At 39.7% G+C, this 23750-nt stretch carries 23 protein-coding genes; 5 read left to right on the forward strand and 18 right to left on the reverse strand.

Going from position 1 to position 23750, the window contains the following annotated elements:
* Positions 1-184: 184 nt before the first annotated feature.
* From ACFFIP_RS01130 to ACFFIP_RS01140, 3 genes are all read right to left on the reverse strand, one after another.
* The gene (locus ACFFIP_RS01130; protein WP_382385720.1) at positions 185-790 is read right to left on the reverse strand and encodes a superoxide dismutase; all 606 of its coding nucleotides are present in this window, start codon (positions 788-790) and stop codon (positions 185-187) included.
* A 105-nt stretch (positions 791-895) separates the two neighbouring features.
* A complete protein-coding gene (locus ACFFIP_RS01135; protein WP_382385721.1) occupies positions 896-1339 on the reverse strand; it encodes a nucleoside deaminase in 444 nt (147 codons plus the stop codon).
* Positions 1340-1416: 77 nt separating this feature from the next.
* Positions 1417-2547: a hypothetical protein gene (locus ACFFIP_RS01140; RefSeq protein WP_382385722.1), complete on the reverse strand. Its 1131-nt coding sequence runs from the start codon at positions 2545-2547 to the stop codon at positions 1417-1419.
* A gap of 329 nt (positions 2548-2876) precedes the next feature.
* On the opposite strand from ACFFIP_RS01140, the gene ACFFIP_RS01145 reads away from it, so the two are divergent.
* Positions 2877-4049, forward strand: a complete 1173-nt coding sequence (locus ACFFIP_RS01145) for a Na/Pi symporter (RefSeq protein ID WP_382385723.1) — start codon at positions 2877-2879, stop codon at positions 4047-4049.
* A gap of 10 nt (positions 4050-4059) precedes the next feature.
* Here ACFFIP_RS01145 and deoC read toward each other — a convergent pair whose 3' ends face one another.
* Both deoC and ACFFIP_RS01155 read right to left on the reverse strand, forming a co-directional pair.
* Positions 4060-4719 carry a deoxyribose-phosphate aldolase gene (deoC, locus tag ACFFIP_RS01150; protein ID WP_382385724.1) on the reverse strand — a complete coding sequence of 220 codons (660 nt, stop codon included), beginning with the start codon at positions 4717-4719 and terminating at the stop codon, positions 4060-4062.
* Entirely contained in the window at positions 4719-5930 is a 1212-nt protein-coding gene (locus tag ACFFIP_RS01155; protein WP_382385725.1) for an NAD(P)-dependent oxidoreductase, read from the reverse strand. Before ACFFIP_RS01155 ends, deoC begins: the two co-directional genes overlap by 1 nt.
* Before the next feature lie 133 nt (positions 5931-6063).
* Here ACFFIP_RS01155 and ACFFIP_RS01160 point away from each other — a divergent pair, with 133 nt between their 5' ends.
* On the forward strand, positions 6064-6660 hold the full coding sequence (locus ACFFIP_RS01160) for a methyltransferase family protein (RefSeq protein ID WP_382385726.1): 597 nt from the start codon (positions 6064-6066) through the stop codon (positions 6658-6660).
* Between the two features lie 55 nt (positions 6661-6715).
* Here the strand turns inward: ACFFIP_RS01160 and ACFFIP_RS01165 are convergent, their stop codons facing one another.
* Genes ACFFIP_RS01165 through ACFFIP_RS01180 form a run of 4 tightly spaced genes read right to left on the reverse strand, consistent with a single transcriptional unit; the run spans position 6716 to position 9775 of the window.
* Complete coding sequence (locus tag ACFFIP_RS01165; protein WP_382385727.1) at positions 6716-7258, reverse strand: FKBP-type peptidyl-prolyl cis-trans isomerase; 543 nt, start codon at positions 7256-7258, stop codon at positions 6716-6718.
* The gene (locus ACFFIP_RS01170; RefSeq protein WP_382385728.1) at positions 7251-7808 is read right to left on the reverse strand and encodes an FKBP-type peptidyl-prolyl cis-trans isomerase; all 558 of its coding nucleotides are present in this window, start codon (positions 7806-7808) and stop codon (positions 7251-7253) included. The genes ACFFIP_RS01165 and ACFFIP_RS01170 overlap by 8 nt, the downstream gene beginning before the upstream one ends.
* Before the next feature lie 4 nt (positions 7809-7812).
* On the reverse strand, positions 7813-8748 hold the full coding sequence (locus ACFFIP_RS01175) for an FKBP-type peptidyl-prolyl cis-trans isomerase (RefSeq protein ID WP_382385729.1): 936 nt from the start codon (positions 8746-8748) through the stop codon (positions 7813-7815).
* Complete coding sequence (locus ACFFIP_RS01180) at positions 8735-9775, reverse strand: DHH family phosphoesterase (RefSeq protein ID WP_382385730.1); 1041 nt, start codon at positions 9773-9775, stop codon at positions 8735-8737. The genes ACFFIP_RS01175 and ACFFIP_RS01180 overlap by 14 nt, the downstream gene beginning before the upstream one ends.
* A gap of 191 nt (positions 9776-9966) precedes the next feature.
* Between ACFFIP_RS01180 and ACFFIP_RS01185 the strand changes: the two genes are divergently transcribed.
* The gene (locus tag ACFFIP_RS01185) at positions 9967-10389 is read left to right on the forward strand and encodes a nucleoside-diphosphate kinase (protein WP_382385731.1); all 423 of its coding nucleotides are present in this window, start codon (positions 9967-9969) and stop codon (positions 10387-10389) included.
* 60 nt (positions 10390-10449) lie between these two features.
* Here ACFFIP_RS01185 and ACFFIP_RS01190 read toward each other — a convergent pair whose 3' ends face one another.
* The 4 genes from ACFFIP_RS01190 to ACFFIP_RS01205 form a co-directional block, all read right to left on the reverse strand.
* Positions 10450-11181, reverse strand: coding sequence for an SIMPL domain-containing protein (locus ACFFIP_RS01190; protein ID WP_382385732.1), 732 nt, complete (start codon positions 11179-11181; stop codon positions 10450-10452).
* 66 nt (positions 11182-11247) lie between these two features.
* Positions 11248-13140, reverse strand: coding sequence for a DUF2207 domain-containing protein (locus ACFFIP_RS01195; protein ID WP_382385733.1), 1893 nt, complete (start codon positions 13138-13140; stop codon positions 11248-11250).
* Positions 13137-13694: a LemA family protein gene (locus tag ACFFIP_RS01200; RefSeq protein WP_382385734.1), complete on the reverse strand. Its 558-nt coding sequence runs from the start codon at positions 13692-13694 to the stop codon at positions 13137-13139. The genes ACFFIP_RS01195 and ACFFIP_RS01200 overlap by 4 nt, the downstream gene beginning before the upstream one ends.
* Positions 13695-13797: 103 nt before the next feature.
* Positions 13798-15276, reverse strand: a complete 1479-nt coding sequence (locus tag ACFFIP_RS01205; RefSeq protein WP_382385735.1) for a M14 family metallopeptidase — start codon at positions 15274-15276, stop codon at positions 13798-13800.
* A gap of 90 nt (positions 15277-15366) precedes the next feature.
* Here ACFFIP_RS01205 and ACFFIP_RS01210 point away from each other — a divergent pair, with 90 nt between their 5' ends.
* Positions 15367-16380 carry a dipeptide epimerase gene (locus tag ACFFIP_RS01210; protein WP_382385736.1) on the forward strand — a complete coding sequence of 338 codons (1014 nt, stop codon included), beginning with the start codon at positions 15367-15369 and terminating at the stop codon, positions 16378-16380.
* Positions 16381-16430: 50 nt separating this feature from the next.
* On the opposite strand, the gene ACFFIP_RS01215 is transcribed toward ACFFIP_RS01210, so the two are convergent.
* The 5 genes from ACFFIP_RS01215 to ACFFIP_RS01235 all read right to left on the reverse strand — a co-directional run bounded on the left by ACFFIP_RS01215 (position 16431) and on the right by ACFFIP_RS01235 (position 22574).
* The gene (locus tag ACFFIP_RS01215) at positions 16431-17582 is read right to left on the reverse strand and encodes a DUF4221 family protein (RefSeq protein ID WP_382385737.1); all 1152 of its coding nucleotides are present in this window, start codon (positions 17580-17582) and stop codon (positions 16431-16433) included.
* An 11-nt stretch (positions 17583-17593) separates the two neighbouring features.
* The gene (locus ACFFIP_RS01220) at positions 17594-18751 is read right to left on the reverse strand and encodes a DUF4221 family protein (RefSeq protein ID WP_382385738.1); all 1158 of its coding nucleotides are present in this window, start codon (positions 18749-18751) and stop codon (positions 17594-17596) included.
* Positions 18752-19084: 333 nt separating this feature from the next.
* Entirely contained in the window at positions 19085-20215 is a 1131-nt protein-coding gene (locus ACFFIP_RS01225; RefSeq protein ID WP_382385739.1) for a BamA/TamA family outer membrane protein, read from the reverse strand.
* Positions 20216-20267: 52 nt separating this feature from the next.
* The gene (locus tag ACFFIP_RS01230) at positions 20268-21560 is read right to left on the reverse strand and encodes a leucine-rich repeat domain-containing protein (protein ID WP_382385740.1); all 1293 of its coding nucleotides are present in this window, start codon (positions 21558-21560) and stop codon (positions 20268-20270) included.
* An 81-nt stretch (positions 21561-21641) separates the two neighbouring features.
* Positions 21642-22574 carry a hydrogen peroxide-inducible genes activator gene (locus tag ACFFIP_RS01235; RefSeq protein ID WP_382385741.1) on the reverse strand — a complete coding sequence of 311 codons (933 nt, stop codon included), beginning with the start codon at positions 22572-22574 and terminating at the stop codon, positions 21642-21644.
* A 140-nt stretch (positions 22575-22714) separates the two neighbouring features.
* Here ACFFIP_RS01235 and ACFFIP_RS01240 point away from each other — a divergent pair, with 140 nt between their 5' ends.
* Complete coding sequence (locus ACFFIP_RS01240) at positions 22715-23746, forward strand: Fe(3+) ABC transporter substrate-binding protein (RefSeq protein ID WP_382385742.1); 1032 nt, start codon at positions 22715-22717, stop codon at positions 23744-23746.
* The last annotated feature ends 4 nt before the right edge of the window (positions 23747-23750 follow it).

Consider the following 23750-nt stretch of genomic DNA (forward strand, 5'->3'; position numbering starts at 1 on the left):
AGCCTTATGAAAATTAGATGCCATAATGAAAAAAATATTTTAATTATTTCATTTTCAGATACTTATAAAAACTGTCGATCAATATACTGTATCAATATCGAACAGTATTTTTGTTCGATTAGGACACAAAAAAGCCCTGAAGTGGATTTACTTCAGGGCTTTTGATATTGAAGTTAGGCTTCAATTATTTTGCTGCAGCATATCTTTTGCTGACTTCATCCCAGTTGATTACATTCCAAAAAGCACCCACATAATCAGGTCTTCTGTTTTGGTAATGTAAGTAATAAGCATGTTCCCAAACATCAATGCCCAAAATTGGAGTTCCTTTTACTTCGGCAACATCCATTAGCGGATTGTCCTGATTTGGGGTAGAAGATACAGCAAGTTGCTTATTTGCATCTACTACTAACCAAGCCCATCCTGAGCCGAATCTGGTGGCAGCAGCTTTTGAAAACTCATCTTTGAAAGCATCAAAAGAACCGAATTTTGCATCGATGGCTGCTGCTAACTCACCTGTTGGCTGACCTCCACCGTTTGGTGACATGATGTTCCAGAAAAGAGTGTGGTTATAATGACCACCGCCATTGTTTCTAACGGCTGTGTTGGAACCTGCTATTTTCATCAACTCCTCCAAGCTTTTGCTTTCCATATCTGTACCTGCAATTGCATTATTCAGGTTGGTTACATAAGCATTGTGGTGTTTACCATGGTGAATCTCCATTGTACGCGCATCGATATGTGGTTCAAGCGCATTAAAATCATAAGGTAACTTAGGTAGTTCAAAAGCCATTTTTTAAATAAGGTTTATAGTTAAACATTAAATAGTATTGTAATTCAATTTACGTTTTAAGAACCAAATTGTGCACAAAATGGTTCTAAAATCCGCAAAAAGGATTCATTTTCTCAATTTTTTGAAAAATTCATCCAATAAATCCTTGGATTCCTGAGCCATTAATCCACTGCTTACTTTTGTTTTAGGGTGTAAAATTGACCGGCCAAGATTGGAGTATCCTCTCTTGGGATCAGAAGCAGCATAATGCAGCTCACCTAATTGAGACCAAAAACTAGCACCTGCACACATAATACATGGTTCCAGGGTTACATATAATTTGCATTCTGGAAGATACTTCGCCCCCAAAGCATTGGCAGCAGCGGTAATGGCCAACATTTCTGCGTGAGCAGTTACATCGGTAAGTTTTTCTGTTTGGTTATAAGCCCTCGCGATAATCTTATTTCGGCAGACAATAACTGCCCCAACGGGAATTTCGTCTTCCTCAAAAGCTATTTTTGCCTGCTTAAGGGCCTCATTCATAAAATAGGCATCGGTATATAATTCCATATCACAAATTAAGGATACAAAATAAAAAAGCGCAGGCTTTTGAATAAAAACCTGCGCCTTGAATAGGTTACTATATCTCATCTGAACAAGTCAAAAACTTCATTCCTAACACCTTCATTGATGATCAAAGCCAATATCAAAGAAACCAACAACCCTATTGTGGCTTTCATAATGTCTTTTCTTGCCAATGTATATGCCCTGAAGATTCTTGCTTTTCTTTTGCTCAGCTTTTTGGATTTTGCCAATGCAATGGCCAATTCTCTACCGCCGAGCAAGCCTATAAATACCCAAGTGGTACTCATTGGGACGTTATTGAGCATTTTGAAGTAAAAGAGGATAATGGCATAGACAAAGTCAACCAATGTTGCAGCCCGGACATCCGTCACCCTGGTTTTTTCATTGACAATGGATTGGATTCTGTCACCTTTCATATAGAACAGGAATCCTAAACCAATAAAGATAAAGCCGGTATAACCTACGAATTCCCAAACACTCAATTGACGGGGAAGGAAAACAGCTATATTGGCCGCATCTTGCATAATCCAAACTGCCCAAAGCGTACCTGAGGTTATCCACTGGAGGATATACCAATACTGCTTTGGTTTTCCTTTTAAGAAAGTCTTAACCAGTTTCTCTATAGCAAACCAAACAATAATAGCAATAAAAAAAGCCAGAAGGTAACCCATGAAACTTTTCTTCATTACATCCAATATTGTACCGGCTTTATAGGTAAATACATTCAGCAATAGGAAAGTCGTAGAAACAGGCATTCTGAGCCTCGTCATGACTAATAAGACAATTGGTGCTGCCAACTGCAAGAACACAAAATTTTCAGGGGCTTTATCCAAACCAGGAACCTGTAACCGTTGGTAACTCACATCACCATCATAAATAAACCAGCTGTAGGTTACCGTTGCTACGAAAATCAATCCCATAAACAGCCACAACCAATACCATTTCCTTTCGGAATTGGAGGCGATAAAGGTTCCGATAGTCTGAATACTGTCATTGGCAATGGCAGAATATGCTGCCAAGGCAAATCCGAACCACATTGCAGCATAAGTGTATGGAGTTATGATTCCCGCAATGGATACCAAAATACATATGACAATTAAAAAGGATTTTTCTTTTTTGGTAAAATCAAAAAGTGAATAAGATACCTTCGATAGGGCATCTTGATTGATGTTTTGATCTTTAAGTTTGGCCATAAAGGTGGTTTGTTTCTGATTTTAAAACCGCTGCAAAGTTAAAGAAGATAATTTGGCATTTATATTACCAAATTGTTAAGAAGACGGTTGATGGACTTATTTTTTATGCAAACAGGCTTTACTAGAATCTTTAAGCATTAATATAAAGTTAAAATTGGATTTAATCGATGTAAATCCATCAAAAAAAATTTCTGAAGCAGAACTTTACGGTCATTTATTCTTCAATGTTAACAATATCTTCATATGAAAAGACCAAATAATTGGTGATTCTACTTTTACTTTGTAGCAAATTTGGACGTCCTCTAGCCCCTTGAGGGCTTTTTGTATAAATGAGCGAAACAACGAAAACTAATATTACCTCAAAAAAGGTATTTTCAGTATTGCAACTGCTTTTAGGCTTATTGCTTTTCATGTTTTCGATTGACCTGCTCACCGTCTCTATGACCCAATTAAACAGCAGGTTTGCGGAAGAATTATTTTTGGCTACCAACAATCCTTTTGTAGGTTTATTTGTGGGTTTATTGATGACTGCACTAATTCAAAGCAGCTCAACCGTGACGGCTATGATTGTAGCCGTAGTAGCTTCCGGATCACTTTCACTATCACAGGCAGTACCCTTGGTCATGGGTGCCAACATTGGGACCACTATCACGAGCACCCTGATTGCATTTTCTTATCTCATGAAAAAAGATGAATTCCAGAAGGCTCTTGCTGCCGGAGTTCTTCATGATATTTTCAATATTCTTGCAGTATTGATCTTATTTCCCTTAGAAGTTTATTTCGGCTTTTTAAGTCATATGGCAACCTTTATCACTGCTACATTTTTTGATCTAGGGGGTGATTTTGATGGTTCTTACAATTACAATGTTCTATTTACCAGGCCATTCACACTTTGGTTGATTGAGCTGATATCTATTCCCTTTCTTTCACTGATCTTAGGAGTACTTTTGGTTTTTGCTTCTATTAAATTCCTCTCTAGCTATGTATTGAAAACCTTTATGTCGCCTAATTTTAACAAGGCCAATAAGCACATTTTTCAAAAGCCATATATTGCATTTATCTATGGTATTTTCTTTACGGCTGCAGTTCAATCCAGTACAGTGACCACCTCTTTGATGGTCCCTGCTGTGGCCAGTAGAAAAGTATCCCTGGTAAGGGCCTTCCCATTTATTATCGGGGCGAATATAGGGACCACCATCACTGCAGCCATAGCAGCCATCTATAAAACTGATGCCGCCATCAGTATCGCGCTTGTACACTTTCTTTTTAATCTCTGTGGCGCGCTACTTTTCCTTCCTTTCCCAGGCATAAGAAAAATTCCAGTAAAACTGGCCACGCTCTTGGGAAGAGAATCCAACAGAACTAGGTTTGTGGGAATAGCCTATATTCTGCTAACCTTTTTTATCATTCCCTTTCTACTTATTTACTTCAACAAAAACGAAGATATCCGGGAAATGTCATACAAAAATGACAGAGTAAATAAAACTGAAATGCAAAAATAAAAGGGAGCCTTTAATCTCCCTTTGACGCTTCAACAATGTCGACACCGGAACTGGTACCGATACGATCTGCTCCAGCTTTTATGAGCTGAACTGCCTGTTCATAGGCTTTTATCCCTCCACTCGCTTTGATCCCAACACTGCTGGGTAAATTGGCCCTCATCAAACTGATATGATGCTCTTTAGCTCCTTCAGGGGCAAAACCAGTAGACGTTTTTACATAATCGACTCCTGCTTCTGCACAGATTTTACAGGCTTGAATGATTTCTTCATCACTGAGATAGGCTGTTTCAATGATAACTTTCAGGATTCTCTCATGCTCATGACAAACCTGAGCCAATTTGGCCAACTCAATTTTGGGCCAGTTCATCCCCGCCTTAAAGGCAGTGATGGACCAGACTACATCTATTTCATCAGCTCCGTTCTTAATGGCCAACTCTGTTTCAAAAACTTTTGTTTCCGTCATTTGGTAACCAAGCGGAAAGCCTACCACAGTAACCAGTTGTATAGGTGCATCACCGATTTCCCTTTTGGCCTTTTTCACCCAAAAAGGGGGAACACAGATGCCTATAAACCCATATTTTTTGGCATCAGCTACCAGCTTTTCAATGTCGCTATCTACCGTTTGGGGTTTTAAAACGGTCTGTTCGATAAATCTTTGGATATTCTTCATCAATCAACTTCCTTTTCTACAAAATCTTTAAGATAAATAAACTCAATGGTCAAATCCCCATCCTTGGCTATGGTCGCATGTTCCAATATGGTCGATTCAGCTTTTAACAGCTCAGGGATAAAATTTTCCATCAATTGCTTTCCAAAATCCTCTGAAGCATTTCGGGGTAATTCTGTAGGTAGATTATCTATGGCCATTACTGAAATGCTGTTCTGCTGCCCAAAGGCTGGCAAAACCTCAAAGGTTTCCCTGTCAATGTCATACACGGGTTCCTGAATATTGGAGGCCTTCACAGTAGTCGGGACAGAGCCGTCAATATCACAGGTAATATCTGCTATCACAGAAATATTAAAGTCTATAGAACTGATATCTTCTCTATTGAAAAGCTTTGGAGCACGGTTGTCCCAATAAGCCGCTGCCATCAGGATATCACTGACCTCGGCATATTTGAGGAAATGGCTTTCATATTTTTCTGGTTCAGAATAAAACTCCTTTTTATCAAAGCCTCCGTCCGTTTTCCTTCTGTTAAAATCTTCGGATGACAGCACTGTAAAAACAGGCTCTTCAAAATATTGATGGATAAGGTCATGCGGAGTCACCCGCTTTAACCCAATGGTTTTCAATACTTCCAGGACACCTTTACCCACTCTTCCTCCACCGGTAACCACAATTTTGATCGGTGGCAATTGTACCTTTTGTAACTCTTGGTCCAATTCTTCCCTGTCAAAACATTCAAATGCTCTTTTTAGATCAAAAAGGCCTGATTTTTTACCATAAGTCCAAAGACCATTATACGCCCCAACTATTCCTGCCCAGCGTCCAAAAGCCACTGTTCTCTCTCCCTTTTCATTTTTGAGTACCTCATAATCAACCAATCGGATGTTTTTTTCCAGTATGGTCTGAAGTAATTTCCTATTGTAGACTTGTTTCTTGATTGTATGTGAAAAAAACACATACGTTTTGTCAGAAATTAACTGGCTAACAGGGACTTCCTTGATCCCCATTAAGACATCGCATCCGCTCACGTCGTCCGTAACTTCCACTCCAACCGCTTCATATTCTTGATCCGAATAACAGCGAATCGGGCTGGATTCTACAACAAATTCTATTGCGCCAGCATATTGATCAAGTATCTCTAAAATCTGTCCTGGCGTAAAGGCTACTCTTCTATCCGGAGGGGTTTTCCCTTCCCTGATTAGTCCTATCTTCATTACTTTGGGTTTGAAGATTTTAAATTATAAAAAGGATACCAATCAAAAAACTGTTATCGAAAAAGAAATACAAATGGAACTTAAATGATAACTTCTTTTCTTATAATTTGACAGAAAATTCAATAATTGAACTATGTCGTATCTGGTTTTGGTCTTTTTATGGGCTCTATTTTACATCACACACTCCATATTTGCTTCTCTGAATTTCAAGCAAAAAATGAAGAGCTGGTTGGGAAAAGCATATGTCTGGTACCGCTTACTGTATTCCCTGTTTTCCACTGTGCTGTTTTTGTATATTATCATTTATGCCTCCGCCATTGAAAAGTGGGCTTTGCTGGCCATGACGGACATGACCACTTATATTGGTTTTATGCTAGCGGCATTGGGAACCATCATCATGGTCAAAGCCTTCAAAAATTTCTCCACTCCAAAGTTTGTAGGCTTAAAGCCACATGATGACCTGGAAGAAAAGGGAGAATTTATCCACACAGGCATACATTCCTACATCAGGCATCCCATTTATTCAGGCCTTATTCTGATCTTCTTAGGCTACTTTTTTTACCAACCCTATATGTCATCTTTAATCCATTTCCTCTGCCTGCTCATTTACCTGCCTTTTGGGATTTATTTCGAAGAAAAAAAATTAATCAAGCTTTTCGGAAATCAGTATGAGCAATACAGAAAAAGTGTCCCTTCCTTGATCCCAAGGTTAACAAAAAAGGCCACCTGATTGAGGTGACCTTTTTTTATGTCTATAATCTAGCTATTGGAAAATCCCAAAAGGCTTAATCCCAGCCAAGAAATTCCACTTCAAACATCAACACTGAATTTGCAGGGATATCATCTCTCTCCTGATCTCTATAAGCCCAAGGAGATGGAATGATCAGCACTGCTTTGGAACCACTGTTCAGCTGTCTAAAGCCAATATTGAACCCCTGTATGGCTTCGCCACTACCAAGGGTAAACTGGAAGATTCTATAAACACGATCCTCATCCCAGATGTCATTTTCAATCGCTACATCCTCCAAGTTGGTATCGAACATCGTTCCGTCCAAGAGTCTTCCTATATAGTTGGTGTAAACCAACCTGAACTCTCCCGGCTTGGCACCTGTGCCTTCTTCCTGAACAATGATGACGACCCCATTGGAATCATGGATTCTGTAGAGACTGTCAATCTGAGCTGTCGCCAAAAAATCCTCTATGATCTTAGCGTCCTTTTCAAGGTTTCCTTCTACATCGTATCTAGGTCCAAAAGGACTGTTTTGCTCACAGGCAAACCCGATGATAGCCAAAAGACTTAAAAAGATGATTGATTTAATTCTATTCATCGATTACTTCCTCCTCTTGAATTCCGTTGATCTTTACCAGTTCCAATTCAAATATTAATGGAGAGTTACTTGGAATACCAGGCTGTTGCGCAGGACCATATCCATAAAGGGAAGGGAAAAGCACAGTTGCTTTATCTCCTTGTTCCATTTGGAATAGGGCAAACTCAAATCCAGCGATCACTTGAGAATAACCAGATACAAATTGGATCGGTTCATATGTTCTGTTGGGATCAAAGATGTTGTTTTCTCTGGCTACGTCCTCGTGTGAAGTATCGAAAACAGAATTGTTGAGCAACTTGCCGGTATAATTCACAGTAAGGGTATCTCCCAATTCAGGTTTGATACCACCTCCTGATGTTTCCTGCCAAAAAATCCAGATTCCCAAAGCTGGGTCATTGAATTCCTTAACAGAAGGAATAGCGTTCTCTCCGATATACTTCTCTATATTTTCAACATCTCTTTCAAAGATAATTTGAAAATTCTCCTGGTCAGAAACACATCCCGATAAGAGGATCAACAATGATAAAATTCCAATACTTACTCTTCTCATTTTTTTATTTTTGTACGTCTGTGATTTCTACGTCGAAAATCAGTACAGAGTTTGGTTGTATTGGACCGCCTGCATTTCTATCACCATAAGCCAAAGGAGAAGGAATAAAGAATTTTGCTTTATCTCCTTTTTTCAACAAAGCAAGACCTTCGTCCCAACCTTGGATAACTTGGCCCATACCTACTCTAACTTCCAATGGTGCATAACCGTCCATGGAGTCTCTTTGCTCATTGTAAACACCTTTTTCCTGGGCTAATGTTTTGATGCTGGTATCAAACAAGGTACCATCCATCAGATAACCTGCATAGTGCACAAAAGCAAGATCGCCGGTCTCAATCGCCGCTCCTGTACCTTCTGATTCTATGACGTAATAAAGACCTGAAGATGTCCTGGTTGCTTCAATATTATTTGCAGCAAGGTAATCTTGGATGATCTGCGTGTCAATTTCCAATTGCTTCACGGAGTTTTCAGCTTGCTTCTTCATTTCAGCTTCCTGAATGGCATTGAAATACGCTTCTACTCCTTCATAATCCAATACATCGACTACTCCGATGCTGATTTTAACTTTCTGATCACTCTTCAGGAAGAAAGGAACATTATCTGCAAATACCTTTTGGGCAGTGGTTTCAAAAGCAATACTATCTCCTTTTTTCAAACCAAGGAAAATTTCATCCATTCCGGACTGTCTTGGGATAGAATCATTGAATTGAAGATAAGCAGGTGCACTTTGGTCATAAGTAGAAATGAAAGTGGAATCCTTGTCAGTTTTCACAACCAAATGGTAAAGTACGAACTCTCCATTTTTAGGTGCTTGGCTACCTTCTTTGATGTAGGTGTACTCAATACCGTCAGAAGTGGTTTTTGTCTGCTTGCAGGACATTGCAGTAAAGGCAACAGCCATCATGGCAAGCGTAAATAATAATGATTTAGTTTTTTTCATGGATGAGTTCTAATTGATTAAAGAGTAATTTTTGATTTTCTTTTATGAGTTTTTCGAATTTTTCAGTTGTTTCTTTCAGGGAAAGGTTTGACTTTCCTCCTGAGGCATTCTTATGGCCTCCTCCTTCGAAATGATCCGCTGCAAATTTATTAACGGCAATTTCTTCGGTCGATCTAAATGATATTTTCACCCCATCTTCCCTTTCGGTAAACAGGGCCGCTATTTTAACCCCATCCAAAGAAAGGGCATAATTGACCAAGCCTTCTGTATCTCCGGTCTGTGAATTATATTTCCTCAAATCCTTTTTGCTGATCGCAAAATATGCCGTCTGGAGATCTTCCAAAATGGTCAGCCTTCTGGTAATGGCAAAACCTATAAATTTTAGTCTATTGATGGAATTGGTATCATAAATCAATCGGGATATTTTTGAATTATCAGCTCCCAGATCAATCAATTCCGCTGTGATCAAGTGGACATTTTTGGTGGTATTGGGATGCCTAAAACCACCTGTATCTGTCATGATACCTGCATAAAGACAATCCGCAATATCCTTATCAATCAAATCCCTGTCCCCTAATTTGACAATCAATTCATATACAAGTTCACAAGTAGCTGCCGCACTTGTACTCCAATATTGGAAATCCGAAAAGTCCTTTGGATCCTGATGATGATCAATGTTGACAATGTAAGCATTGGATTTGGTTACGAAGGATGCCAGATCATGTAATCTTTTCAAGCAGGAAAAATCCAAACAGATGATGGTATCAGCCTCAAGCACCTTTTTGATGGCAATATCTCTATGTTGAGGATCCTCGAAATTAAGTACTTGTTCGTTACCTTTCATCCAATGAAGGAATGAAGGATAATCCGAAGGCGTAACCACCGTGACCTCATGGCCCTTTTTCTTCAAGTAGTTTGCCATCCCCAAAGAAGAACCCAAAGCATCTGCATCGGGTTTGTGGTGGGTGGTGATAACTACTTTATGGGGAGAGGAAATTCTATCTTTGAATGACTCTAATTCTTGCATTTGATTGCTTTTGTACATTCCTTGAAAGGAATATAGTTCGCAAAGGTCAGTATTATTTTTTAAAAATCCCAATTCCCATAATGGGCTAGTATTTAAAGAGATAACATAGATTTCACAGCTTATATATGGAGTTTAACCGAATTACCCTATTTTTGCACCCTAATTCATAATCAGAAAAAAATTCCAAAGAAATGGCAGGAAACAGAACATTCACAATGATTAAGCCTGACGCGTTTGGCGCAGGTAACTCAGGCGCTATCCTGAAAATGATCGAAGAGGCGGGTTTTAAAATCGTAGCCATGAAAGCTACTCAGTTGACTCCAGAATTGGCCGGTAAATTCTACGAAGTACATAAAGAAAGACCTTTTTACGCTGATCTTTGCAAGTATATGTCTTCTGGACCAATCATCGCTGCTATCCTTGAAAAAGAAAATGCAGTAGAAGATTTCAGAACTTTGATCGGTGCTACCAATCCTGCAAACGCTGCAGAAGGTACTATCAGAAAAATCTTCGCAAAATCCATTGAAGCAAATGCAGTTCATGGCTCTGACTCAGACGAAAACGCTGCCATAGAAGGTAACTTCTATTTCAGCGAGATGGAGAGAGTAAGGTAATCATTGCGCTAGTCCTTTATAAAAAAACCGTGGCCTTGGCTACGGTTTTTTTATTTTCACTTATTTTACCCCATAACTCAAGCGCATAGTGATAGAGGCAGTTTTTTCTTTTGATGAGGTATTGAAAGTTCCTCCCCAAGAGTAATCCTCATTGGAGTTTTGTCCTGTAATCTGAAAAATCCCCATATTTGCTGAAATCAACCTGCCCAGTTTGGAACCTGAGTTCTCGGCAATTTTTTCAGCACGGACCCTTGCATCTTCGGTTGCCCGGGAAATCATTTCAATCTTAAGACTTTCCAAATCTGTATAATAATACCTAGGTGCTTGGGAATAGAATTTTACACCCTGAAGAAGCAGCTCGGTAATTTCCCTCGAAATCTGCTCAACCTTGTCGACATCCTTGGACTCTATCTGTAAGGTCTGATTCAGCTCATAGCCCAAAAAAGTCTGCCCCATATAATTACCGTTACTATTATAATTCTGTCTATAAAGTGGATTGGTGTTCACTGCATTGAAAATAATCTTCTCTTTAGGAATACCTTTGGCAATCAAATAGTCCAAAACCGCCTTCCGGTCTTTTTCCAGCTCTATATAGGCTACTTTTATGTCCATATTTTCCCTACTGAAATTACCCTCCCAAACCACTAGATCAGAGGTGAAATTTTTTTGCCCCAAACCGGTGACATCAACCGTCCCGGATCTTTTATTCCTGTTCAGGAAGGCATTTCCCAAAATAGCTGCGGCTATGATAATCGCCAAAGCAAAAATGATGGCTGTTAGATGCTTTTTCATAAGTTTAACAATGCTGGGTTTTATCTGAATGAAAGTTACGGAATTTTAAGATAAAAGCTGCGTGTCTCACCTGCCACCGCCGCCACCGCCGCCTCTGCCTCCTCCTGAAGAGCCTCCTCCTGATGAACCGCTTCCTCCACTGCTATTGGTGCCTGAAGAGCGATTAATCGAACTCGTCAAGGATTTGTTGATATGATTACCTAAGGCTCCATATGAATAGGTACGGGAGCCTGAATACCAAGAAGAGCGGTGCTGCTGTTGAAGGCTTCCCCTTTCTATCAGTGTCTGGAATTTGTTACCCCATATTTTATCCACTTTAAATGCCATGGCAAATGGTAGCAATTTTTCAAAAACCTCAGGCGTCATTTGGGGAGGGTTGAACATTTGCAACTGCCTTTCTTCTGCGGCACTTAGATACCTCTTGAAACCATCAATCCTTGCCCTTAAATCCAATTTTTCTACACTTGGCCTACGAATAAGGTAGATGTAAATAAAGAAGCTAATGATTCCAAAAACTATAAATAAAACCAGAATGAAATTATTGAGAGAAATGGCGCTATGTCTGTAGAGATAATATGAGCCGGCCAAGAACACCAAGCCAATAAATGAAGATATCATCCAAATTGACCCTCCTTTTTTGCTGATAAAAATGGCAAAGAAAACCAGTCCAAAAATAGCTAGGGGTAAAACAGGAACCTGATCGATATCAAAAGCCAGCGTCGGAGCCATATATTGGGTAAAGTCAAACCTACTCGCTCCAATGGCATAAATGATGAAAATGACTATGGGACCTAACCAAAATTTCCAATTACTGCCCTGACTCAAAAATGGTTGGTGCTCTGCCGTCAAGCTGCCCATGTAGGCATTGTACATGCTTTTGAAATGACTGCTATATTTCCCATCTATCACCGAGACTGGACTATTAGTGAAAAAATAATTCATCAAAATCCGCTCTTCTTTGGGTAGGGATTCATCCGCATCTTTCAATTTGACCAAATGAAACTCTGTATTTTTAATGAGACCAAAGATATATTCTTTACTTTTTTCCTCTATCCTCAGGTAACCATTCACTGCCAGATGAACGATAGAAGCTGAAATCAACTCTCCCCAAAAATATCCTTTGTGAATCATTCCCATTGATGCCGGAGATAAATTTGAAGGAGGATCAAATTCCGGAATCACAGTAGGCTTAGGTGGATCCACACCATACTTTTGCCAGGTAAAAATGTAATAGATCAACAGCACAAATGCTGTCAATCCCGTCCAAATCAACAAACCAAACTGCTCAAAGAAAGTAGGAGGTGGCGGAGGACTGACAACTCCCTTTGTAAAACCTGTGGCAATTGTTAGATTTTGTTGGACAGCCAAGTTTTCAGCCAGGAACATCATCCTGCCATCTGGCAGCTTTTCAGTAGTGCAGTTTTGTTCAGTCGAACCTGAATACCCAGTGTAACATGAGGTCTGTAAAAACGCTGCTTCCTGTGGAATTTGGACTGATGCGGATATTTTTGCTATCCTAAAGGACCAACCAAAGCCATTGACATTCCAATAAAGCTCATCGTAATCATCAAAATAGCCCAATTGACCCTCCGCTGAGTAAGTAATTTCAAATGTATACCAGCCCGGATCCAAAAAAGTATCGTCACCGACATTGATATTCAAATTACCCTGTGATTTTTCGGTATCGAAAGGGGAATCCTGTCCATTCATTTTAACCCCGATGACTTTATACTCCGTCTTAACAGTTTTGTAGCGGTAATCCGTCCCTTTCAGTGGAAGTGACCTGACAATCCCTCTTCTGATTTGGTCTCCGGCAGCATAGACTTCAATGGTTTCGGTTACCGTCAACAGGCCAGAAGCATCCACCTGCAAGTCCGAATGAAATGACCTAATATATTCTTCCTGTCCAAAAAGCTGAAAACCAATAAACAGGAATAAGGTCAACAATAAGCCTCTCACTTGAAACTGACTTTTGGTACAGCTCTCTCTCCCTCATTCTCAAGTTCAAAGAAAGGAGACTTATGGAATCCAAAAGAACTCGCCACAAAATTGCTGGGAAATGAATCTATCAAAATATTCTGATCCCTTACAGAGCCGTTGTAATACCTTCTTGATCTTTCGATATCCTGCTCGATAGCTGAAAGGTCCTGCTGCATTTGTAAAAAGTTAGTGTTAGATTTTAATTCCGGATATTGCTCCGCAACAGCAAATAAATTCATCATCGCCTTGCTCAGCTTGTTTTCAGCAGCCTGTTGGTCTTCCACACCATGTGCCGATTGGGCTGCTGCACGGGCTTTGGTCACAGATTCAAAGGTTTCTTTTTCATGAGTTGCATAAGCCTTGACCGTTTCGATAAGGTTAGGAATAAGATCATATCGCTTTTTGAGCTGCACATCGATGCCGCTCCAAGCCTCAGAAACTGTCGTTCTGAGCTTCACCAAACGGTTATAAATGCCTACCGCATAAAACGCAATTACCAAAATAATCGCCAATAAAATCCAAAGTGCTGTCATGATGAATGGGTTTAAATAAACAATCAATCTTAAAAGTTAAGAAATAAACTGCTTATTGTGAATATTTTATATAAAAATCAGCCTTCTGGAAAATTGGTCGATCCTACTGCGCGCGTTGCTTATAGCCTTTTTGTGGAGAATTTTCCAAATTGACCAAATAGCCATTGACCACGGCATATTTTAGAGTACCTCCCTGAGCCAGGAAGAAATTAGGATTTCCACCAGTTCTTAGACCTGTAGCGATAGCAGCGGAATTTTTGAAGACCAAGATAGGCAGGTCAAATAACTCCCTATCTGCAGCTTCCTTCACTTTGACGCCCAAATAGCCTTCCTTCAAAAGCTCCATTGCCTTTTCGGGAGTAATATCAGCGAGGCTGTTAAAGATAGTTTCAAAGACCTTTCCCTCCACAACATCCATTCCGGTAGCATCCAACTCCTCAAAGCCATAAAAAATGGAAAGATCGCCCAGATCATCGACCACTCCATTGACAAAATAATCTCCATGAGCGTCAGTTTCCCTTCTTCTTACGCCCATATCTACTTCATAGGAATGGTTTTCTTTTTTCATGGAAATATTTCTGATGACCAAGTCCATCAGGCGAAGGGAATTGTCCGGAATGCTGTAGTAATCATCCAAAGAATATGTAGTGTAGCTGCCATCAGCAATTTCCTCCAACGCATGCAGCATGATCATAAAGTTGAATTTCCGAATGACCTGTTTTTCTGGATCATTTGGATAACCTCCTGATTCAATCAAAATAGTGCTGGTACCCCATTTTTGGAAATTATCCCCAAAGGCTCTTGGTTCAAAAGCATCATCGTATTTGCCCACATGGCCGGGAGCCACCTTTTGCATGACTTTGTTCATGCCCACAATGACCTGCAAGGCCCTTTTTCGGACCTCATTGACTTCAGTTTCGTAATTGTAAGCCGGGGCTAGTACAGAAATGGTGGCTGGAGTTGCGGATTCCCCTGCGGTATAATACACTTGTTGGTCATGAAGGTTGAATCCGAATTCAGGGGAAAAACTGTCCCTCGCATTTTTCAGGATTACTGCCTCTGGGGAGGCCAATTTGATGGCATCCCTGTTCAGGTCAATATCAAGAGCATTTCTCCTGATCCACTGATCCATACCGTCAGGATTGACCATAGGAATAAAACGTATGGTGAGTTTTTCTTTGAGTTTGCTTCTCAGCTCTTCAAAATCATCATCCTTTCCTTCAAGAAAATTGAACAAGTCAAATAATGCCATGGTGGCCGTACTTTCATTACCATGCATCTGGGACCATAGCATGACTTTGGTCGGACCATTGCCGATGGTCATCTGGTAGACTGGTTTGTTTTCCAAAGACCTGCCTATTTCTTCCACTAAAAAATCCCCTTTTCTATCCGTCACCAAATGGAGCACATCCGCTTGCTTGAACCTACGGTGGTTTACCGATTTTTCCTGATACAGCGCATATGCTTGCTCGAGGGGTTCTACTGCAATCTCTTTTTCCTCTACTGCAGGTTGGCATGCATAGAAGATCGAAATCAACAAAAAGATTCTGATAAACTTTAGAGGGCTGTGTTGATGAAACATGGTATGGTCTGGATTTGAAATTATTCGTCTAAGTTATGAACTTAGGCAAAAAAATAAATTTACTTTTGTCTTAAAACCAAAATAATCTCCATGAAACTGTCATTTTCTGTTCGTGATCTGCCTTTAAAGCACACCTTTACCATTGCCCATCAGAGCCGTGACGTGCAGGATACCATCATCGTCAAATTGGAAGATGGCAATTTTTTTGGTCTAGGTGAGACCACCACGAATCCATTTTATGGAATGACAGCAGAGAATATTGGAAACAGGCTAGAAGCTGCGAAGGAATTGGTGGAAAAGGGGGAATGGAAAAATCCTGAAGAACTTTGGGAAATGGGTAGTGCCATTTTTGCGGATAATCCTTTTGCACAATGTGCCCTGGATATGGCTGCTTGGGATATTTTCACCAAGAAAAAGGGAATGAAGCTCTATGAATACCTGGGCTTGGATCCCAAAAATATACCCCTTACCAATTTTACAATCGGGATAGATACCATAGAGAAGATGGTCGCCAAGATGAAAGAAGTGGACTGGCCATTGTATAAAATCAAACTGGGAACAGATCATGATCTGGACATCATACGGGAACTTAGAAAACATACCAATTCAAGGTTTAGGATTGATGCCAATTGTGCCTGGACTGCAGAACAAGCTATCCGTAATTCTGAAGAATTGGCCAAGCTGAATGTGGAGTTTATGGAACAGCCCTTGGGTAAAGATGACCTGGAAGGGATGAAGGAAGTGTACCAATATTCCAAGCTTCCGGTAATCGCTGACGAAAGCTGTATCGTGGAGTCAGATGTCAAAAAATGCCATGGCCTTTTTCATGGCATCAATGTGAAATTGGTCAAGGCAGGCGGTATCACGCCGGGACTCAGGATGATCCATGAAGCCAAGTCATTGGGCATGAAAACCATGGTGGGCTGCATGACGGAATCATCTGTGGGCATAACCGCCATTGCCCATATTGCACCCTTACTGGATTATGTGGATATGGACGGAGCCATGCTATTGTCAAAGGATATCGCCAAAGGTATGGAAATCACTCCTGAGCAGATTACTTTTCCAGAGGGCAATGGGATTGGAGCGGTGCTACTGGATTAATAATGTAGAATGAAAAGTGATAAATGAAGAATGGGAGATCAATACTTTATTTACCTATCCAAAATTTCAAGCCTCAAAAATGCCATTTCATCGTCAATATTTTCGAAAATCCAGATTTGTCCATCTTTAACAAAATGCTTGGCTGCCCTTTTGTTCAACTGTGGCACTACAGATTCAGCCAATAAATTAAAATCCTTATCAAATACACTTAAGAATACCTCAGCACCTATCGCCTTATAGCCCCGATTTTCAATCATTTCCTCACCAAACTTTTCTTGGTAAGATAACCTCAAGTAGCGTTGATTACCAGCATCCCAATGAATGCTTCCAAAATTGATATCTTCCTTTAACTTTCTATCCACATCCCATCGCTGAGATGATTCAAAATCTAACTGTTTAGGAGGTAGATAAGATTTTTTGTTACCAAGAAGAACACTGTTAAAGGCCCTCATGATCAGTGAATCTATGCTCATATCGTAGATATAAGCCTCATTAAAGGAATTATTGGTGATGATAATTTTATCCATAAAAGCTTCAGGACGCACATCAGCACCAAAATTTCCTACCCATTGGCCATCAAATAAAAGATCCACCGAAAATTCTTTGATTTTATTTAATTCAGGGAGCTCAATTTTCCTGTATGTTTCATTTTTTACATCCACGTCTAGCAAAAAATAATTTTGATCTTTCCATTGCAGATAGAAACCCAAAAACCGGTCTGGATTTTCACTGTTTTCATAAATGGAATAAAGAAATGTGTCAGATTCGCTGACCTCTCCACTTGTTATTTTGCCAAAATTGAGGTTCCTCACTAATTTGGCCTGTTGATTGAAAATTGATGTTAATCCATAGTACCACATGACAACCGATTCATCAGCAGTAATGGAAATGTCTGATATATAATCACCCACGCCATCAGGTCCTTCTTTTTCAAAAAGTATTTTTCCCACCAACTTTTGCTGATCCAGGTCTATTTTTTCCATCACCGCATCCTTCCTGTTGTAATTGAAAAGGTATTTGCCATCTTTGGAAATATCAGAAACCCATAAGTTATCCCTCAGGTACAAAATTTCCTCTCCAGAATCGATCATTATTGTGTCCAAAGAGAAGGTAAGTTGGGAAAGTTCAGCTCTTTCGGAACCTTTTTTTTCAGCGCATGCAAAAAGCAAACAACAAAGCAGTGTAATAAAAAAGTTTTTCATGGTAAGTGGATTTATTCAATAGCCAACCTGATATATGCCAATTCATCATCCAAATTCAAAAAGAGATAAATTTTGCCATCTTTTATAAATTGCACGTTTGGGATATTCAAGCCTAAATCAGTGATCTCTTTTTCAGCAATCAGTTCAAAATCAGCATTCAGAATACTGATAAAACTCCTGAATTTCACTTTTTCATCAGCTATTTTGGGAAGAGCATAATAAGAAAAGCGGTAGAAGACCTGTTTTTTTTCATCCCAAACGGGCAGTTGAAAGTTGATTTCCTCTCTGATTTTATCACTCACTTCCCGTATATCAGACTGGGAAGCCACCTCATTTTTGTAAACCCCGGCTTTTTCATTTGGGGTTAGGGTATTTTCATATTGCATTAGATCTACACTGTCCTTCTGCGGATCGAAGCGGTAGATACTGTTGAGAATGTTGGTAGTAAAGAGATACTGTCCCTTGAAAGGTGTCATATTCAAAGAAGGATAGGTCATAGACCTGCTTGTCCCATCTTCAGAGGTCCAAGAGACTCTGAATTTGTCCATTTTTTCGAAAGTGGGTAATTCTATGATCTTTTTGCTTTCCTGATCAAGATTCAATTCCACAACTTTGGGCTGTAGCTTTTCATAGTTTGAAAAGTTACAGTAGATTTTACTGCCATCTTCAGAAAATCCCAGAAAAGACAAAGTCCCAAAATTCTCAATTCCTTCAGTCATCCAAGGTTCATCCAGTTTGACCCGGCTTAAGACATTGCCTTTCACATCTGTTATGGCAATTTTGTTATCCCATCCCAGAAATGCGAGGTTTCCATTACCCAACAAACGCATCAGGTACCCATTTTGACCCACACCATTAGGTCCCTCTTTTTCAACAGGTATTTTTTCAACAAAGGCCATTTTTTCCAGGTCGATCACCTCTATTTGTGATCCCTGAAAATCCCAATAATATAAGGTCCTGAGGTCTTTGGTCACCGAATGGGCATAGCCATTTGTAGCAGCCATCAGGATTTCATCACCAGGATCTACCATGACCGTATCCATCCGGATCGTGAAATCGGAATACTTACCCGATTGTTCTTTTGATTCTTTTCCGGAACATGACCATATGGAAAATGCGATCATGGTTACCGGAACAACTCGTGAAAAGAAGAAATATGGTCTAATCATTTATCAAAAATTCTAATTCAGAAGAAAATTAAACAACATATTGAGCCCTTAAAATAAAACTAAAAGATGAATTGACCTAGTTTTTTAGATGCTAAGTTTTGTTCTTTTCCCACAATCATTGACAATACCATCAAAATCCTTAAAAAATTGAAGCCAATAATTATTAAACGGATCAGTCCTTCTGGCTTTCTCATTAGCTTCTAAAAGCCATTGATTACCGAGAGGTCAGAATCTAAAAGCTCCAGTTTGATCATTTTGGAAATTGAACTTTTGAATATGGAGCTTGAGTTTTGGAGCTTGGATTTTGTAATTGGTAATTAATAATTGATAAATCTAAAAAGCTTCCCCAATAAACAAATAATACCCTGTCCCTTCCTGCGTAAAGGCTACGTCAAAACGGGTATAAATGTCTTTTTTTGGAAACAACAAAAACCTAAGCCCTCCACCAGCTGACCATACAATCTTATGGATGGATGCTTTTGAAAAATCAGGAAAAACGGTAGCCGCACCGGCAAAAACTGCTGCACCCAGTCTATCCGTAAAGCCCAAAGGCAAGGGCAGCATCCTGTATTCCAACTGTGTAGCCAACTGATTCTTATCCCGGAAACGCCCATAATAATAGCCCCGCATCATGCTATCACCCCCCATCAAAGCCAGTTGGTTGAAGGGGACTTCTCCGGCATTAAACTCTCCAAAAACCTGCCAGGCAAGTACATTATGTATACCTATTGGCCTAAAAATTCGGGTATCCAAAATAATGGTACTGAAATCACTTGAACTTAAAGGACTTGGATATTTGAGATAAGCCAGTTCTGCAAAATTGCCTTTTCGCACATTAAGTACATTATGCCTATCGTCATATACTACCCCCAATCCAAACCCTAAATTGGTCGTGCCCTGGTAACCCAAAGGCAGATCAAATGCTGGGGCCTCAGAAGAGGGTTTGAAATCAACACTACTTAAACGTTGAAAATCCACTTCAAGTCCTGCATAGAGGTTTTTCCTAATTTCTCTCAAAACCCTTTCTTTGATCACAACCTGATTGGCATCAACCAAAGCCAGGTATTCTTTCGGAGTATCCATTCCTATGCCATGGTACTTTAAGGGGAAACTTTGCAATCTGATTCTACCCAAGAAAAACCATTTGTTTTGGTCTGAATACAGGGCATGGTCAAACCAAAGGCCATACTGGTTCTCTAAGGTAAGGAAAGTAAAAGCATTGACTTCACTTAACCGGTTACTGGTATCCCTCTTCGCATAATAAACCAACAAAGAAGAGAGGCCAATCTCCCAACTTGTTTCAGGAGAATAGGCTAATGTAGGATAAGTTATAAACTGTGGTTTGCTGGTATCACTGGAATCATTCAGGATACCATTGATGTATTTCTTTACAAAATTCTGGGAAAAGGCAGGATAGACACTTATCGAAGAAATCAAAAAGAGAAGAAAGAATCTTTTTCCCATGGCTTAGGCATATCACAATTTGACCCCAAAATTAGATGATTTTCATCTGGTTTCATTCATCAAAGGGGTACCAAATATTGAAATTAAACCATGACCTAATTTTTTCGATCTCCTCTTTAGTAAATTCATTCTTTGCTAAACCCAAAGTTTCGAGTTTGGTCAGACTTCTTATATCTTCAGGTAGGGTCTTTAACTTGTTATCTGAGAGGTACAACCATCTCATCGCGATCAATTGACCTATTTTTGGATTCAATTCATCCATGCCGGTTTGACTTAGCTCAAGGCTTTGGAGGCTTATCTGATCAAAAAATGAATCCTCCAAAATCAAACCTGTATTTCCATTCAAGTTGATCCTTTGTAAAGTAGAAAGCGCAGGAAATCCGCCAAAGGATTTAATTTGATTTCCAGCCAGATTAATATGATTTAGGTTGGTATTAGTGCCCAATTGAGTAGGTACCTCTTTAAGTTTATTGATGGCCAAGTCTAAAAACTTCAAATTGGGAAGATTCTGAACGTTTTGTGGAAAAGCAATAAGTTGGTTGATAGAGAGGTTCAGGGATTCTAAATTGGTCAATACCGAAAAATCCGTATCAACTGTGCTCAGAAGGTTCCCTTCCAATGCTAAAATCTTTAATGAAGTCAGGTTACCAAGTTCCAGAGAGAAATTTTCCAGTTGGTTTCTGTTGAAAGAAAGGGTTTCCAATTGCTTCAACACTGAGATTTCAGGTGCTAGACTTTGAATTTTACCATGTTCGATCCTCAAACTCTTTATTGATGTCAGTCCCTGAATATGGCTTGGAACGACATCAATATTTGAAAACTGTATTTTCAATTCCTGAAGATTGTCCAATGTGGTAAGGGAAGGAGGTAAATGGTCCAATTCAGTTCGGAAAATTTCCACTTTCCTAAGTTGTTCCAAATTGGAAAAAGAAGGAGGAAAGGGATCTGTTCCATCTAAGGGTACATTCTCCAATAAAATTTCTTGCAACTTCCCCAATTTTCCAAAACTGCTTGGAAAAGCAGCAAGTTTGACGTTTCGAAGGGATAGGATTTTTAATTCTGCAAGATCTCCGATGGCTTCCGGCAAATTTTCCATTGAAGGAAAATTCTCAAGTTCCAGAACGGCAAGGTTTTCAAATAAGCCGATTGATTCCGGTAAAACAGTCAAATCCCCTTCATTTATGAAGGATAACCTAAGGTTTTGAACTGATTTGGGGTTTTCCAGTGCCTCATGGAGATTATTATATCCCCTTAATTCAAGTTCCTCTTCTATTTCAGGTTCCTCTGTAAAGTCACAAGAAGAAGCAAAAATCACAATCGAGAAAATGGCAATCAGTCTTTTCATAAAAGTTAAGTATGGGCTACGATAACATGCTCTTCTTACGGAGAAATGTTAGTTATGGTTTTAAACATTAAAAGTAAAGTTTTATTTGAACCTGACCACTTTGCCATGAGCCTTGGAAGTCATCTCCTGTGGAATGGCATCACTGATTTCTTTGAAGAGTAATTCCACCAATTTTTTCTTGAGAAAACTTCTCGTCAACACAATACTTACCTCACGGATAGGCTCCTCCCCTTCAAATCTCCTTAATCTTGTTTTTTCTTCATCGCTCAGGAAAAAGGTGGCCAATTCTGGCAGTAATGTGAAACCTGTATATTGGTTGACCATATTTCTAAGCCCCTCCAATGAACCACTTTCATAGTGGAAATTCATTCTTTCGAACTTATTTTGATTACACAGATTCAGGACCTGATCCCTGAAACAATGTCCCTGCTGCAACATCCACATATCGTTGGTGTCCAAATCTTCCGCTACCAGTTTTTCTTTTTTGAGCAAAGGATGACCTTTGGACATATAAGCTAAAAATTTCTCGTAAAAAACTGGCTTTTCCAATATTCCAGGTTCATTGAGTGGGGTCACCACTATGCCTAAATCCAGTTCGTCGTTCTTGAGCTTCCTGATAATTTCTTCTGTGACGATCTCCTCCACCTGAATTTTAACGTTGGGATACTTTTCCAGAAAACTTTTGATAAAGCGGTGCAAAAGGTACGGTGCCAGGGTAGGGATTATTCCCAATTTGATCACGCCACTGATATCGCCCTTCAATTGGGAAACCAGTTCGAAAATCCCTTTACTTTCAGAAACGACCTTTTTGGCCTGAGTGATGATCTGAGCACCGATTTCTGTAGGAATCACCGGCATTTTGGATCTGTCAAACAAAATGACCTCCAATTCCTTTTCAAGCTTACTTACTTGGGCACTCAGCGTCGGTTGGGTTACAAAACAAGATTCTGCAGCTTGGCCAAAATGTCTGAATTTGTCCACTGCAATGATATATTCGAGTTGCTGTATTGTCATGTTCTTTTACTGGAAATAAGCTGATTAGAAATGCATCATTCCGCTATATCGGGTCGGTCCACAAAGATAAAAATCTTTTTCTTTTTATTTAGATTTGATTTAAATAATGATTAATTTCGCAGCCGTAATCCATTAGAATTATGATCAAACAGATAATCAAAACCACCATAATTGCCGCTTTTGGCGCGGTTTTATTTTCCTGTGGAACGGGAGAAAAAGAAGAAGTAGTCAATGTCTACACCCATAGACATTATGAAGCTGATCAGCAACTTTTCGACAAATTTACCGAAGCGACAGGTATCAAAGTTAATGTTGTATCAGCCTCTGCAGATGAATTGATTCAGAAGTTGGAACTGGAAGGAGCCAATTCTCCAGCTGATGTGCTGATCACCGTTGATGCAGGCAGATTGCACAGGGCAGAAGAAAAAGGCTTATTACAGCCTGTCAGCTCAGAAGTATTAAATTCCAATATTCCGGCAAAATACAGAGACCAGGAAGGACATTGGTTTGGACTTACTTACAGAGCCAGAATTATTGCTTACAGTACAGAAAGGGTTAATCCAGAAGAACTGAGCACATATGAGGCTTTGACTGCACCAGAATGGAAAGGCCGCGTACTCACCAGGTCATCTGAAAACATCTATAACCAATCTCTTTTGGCTTCCATCATTGCCCATCATGGACAGGAAGGTGCTCAGGAATGGGCTGCAGGTCTATTGGCCAATATGGCAAGGGATCCAAAAGGAAGCGACCGCGATCAGGTAAAGGCAGTAGCTGCCGGTGAAGGTGATGTGGCGATTGTCAACACTTATTACATAGGTATCATGCTAAATGATGCCAACGAAGAAGAAAGAAAAGCAGCTGAGAAAATCGCGATTTTCTTCCCTAACCAAGAAAATAGAGGCACCCATATCAACATTTCCGGTGCGGGTGTGACTAAGTATGCGCCAAACAAGGAAAATGCCATCAAACTGATCGAATTCCTTTCCAATCAGGAAGCCCAGGAATTCTTGGCCAATATCAACTTTGAGTATCCCGTAAATCCTAAAGCAGAATTTTCTGATTTGTTGAAAAAATGGGGAACATTCAAAGCGGATGAGCTACACCTTTCCGTGTTAGGAGAAAACAACAGCGATGCAGTAGTCATATTTGACAAAGTGGGCTGGAAATAAATTA

It is taken from the genome of Fontibacter flavus (assembly GCF_042432905.1).
In the GTDB taxonomy this organism is placed as follows: Bacteria; Bacteroidota; Bacteroidia; order Cytophagales; family Cyclobacteriaceae; genus Fontibacter; species Fontibacter flavus.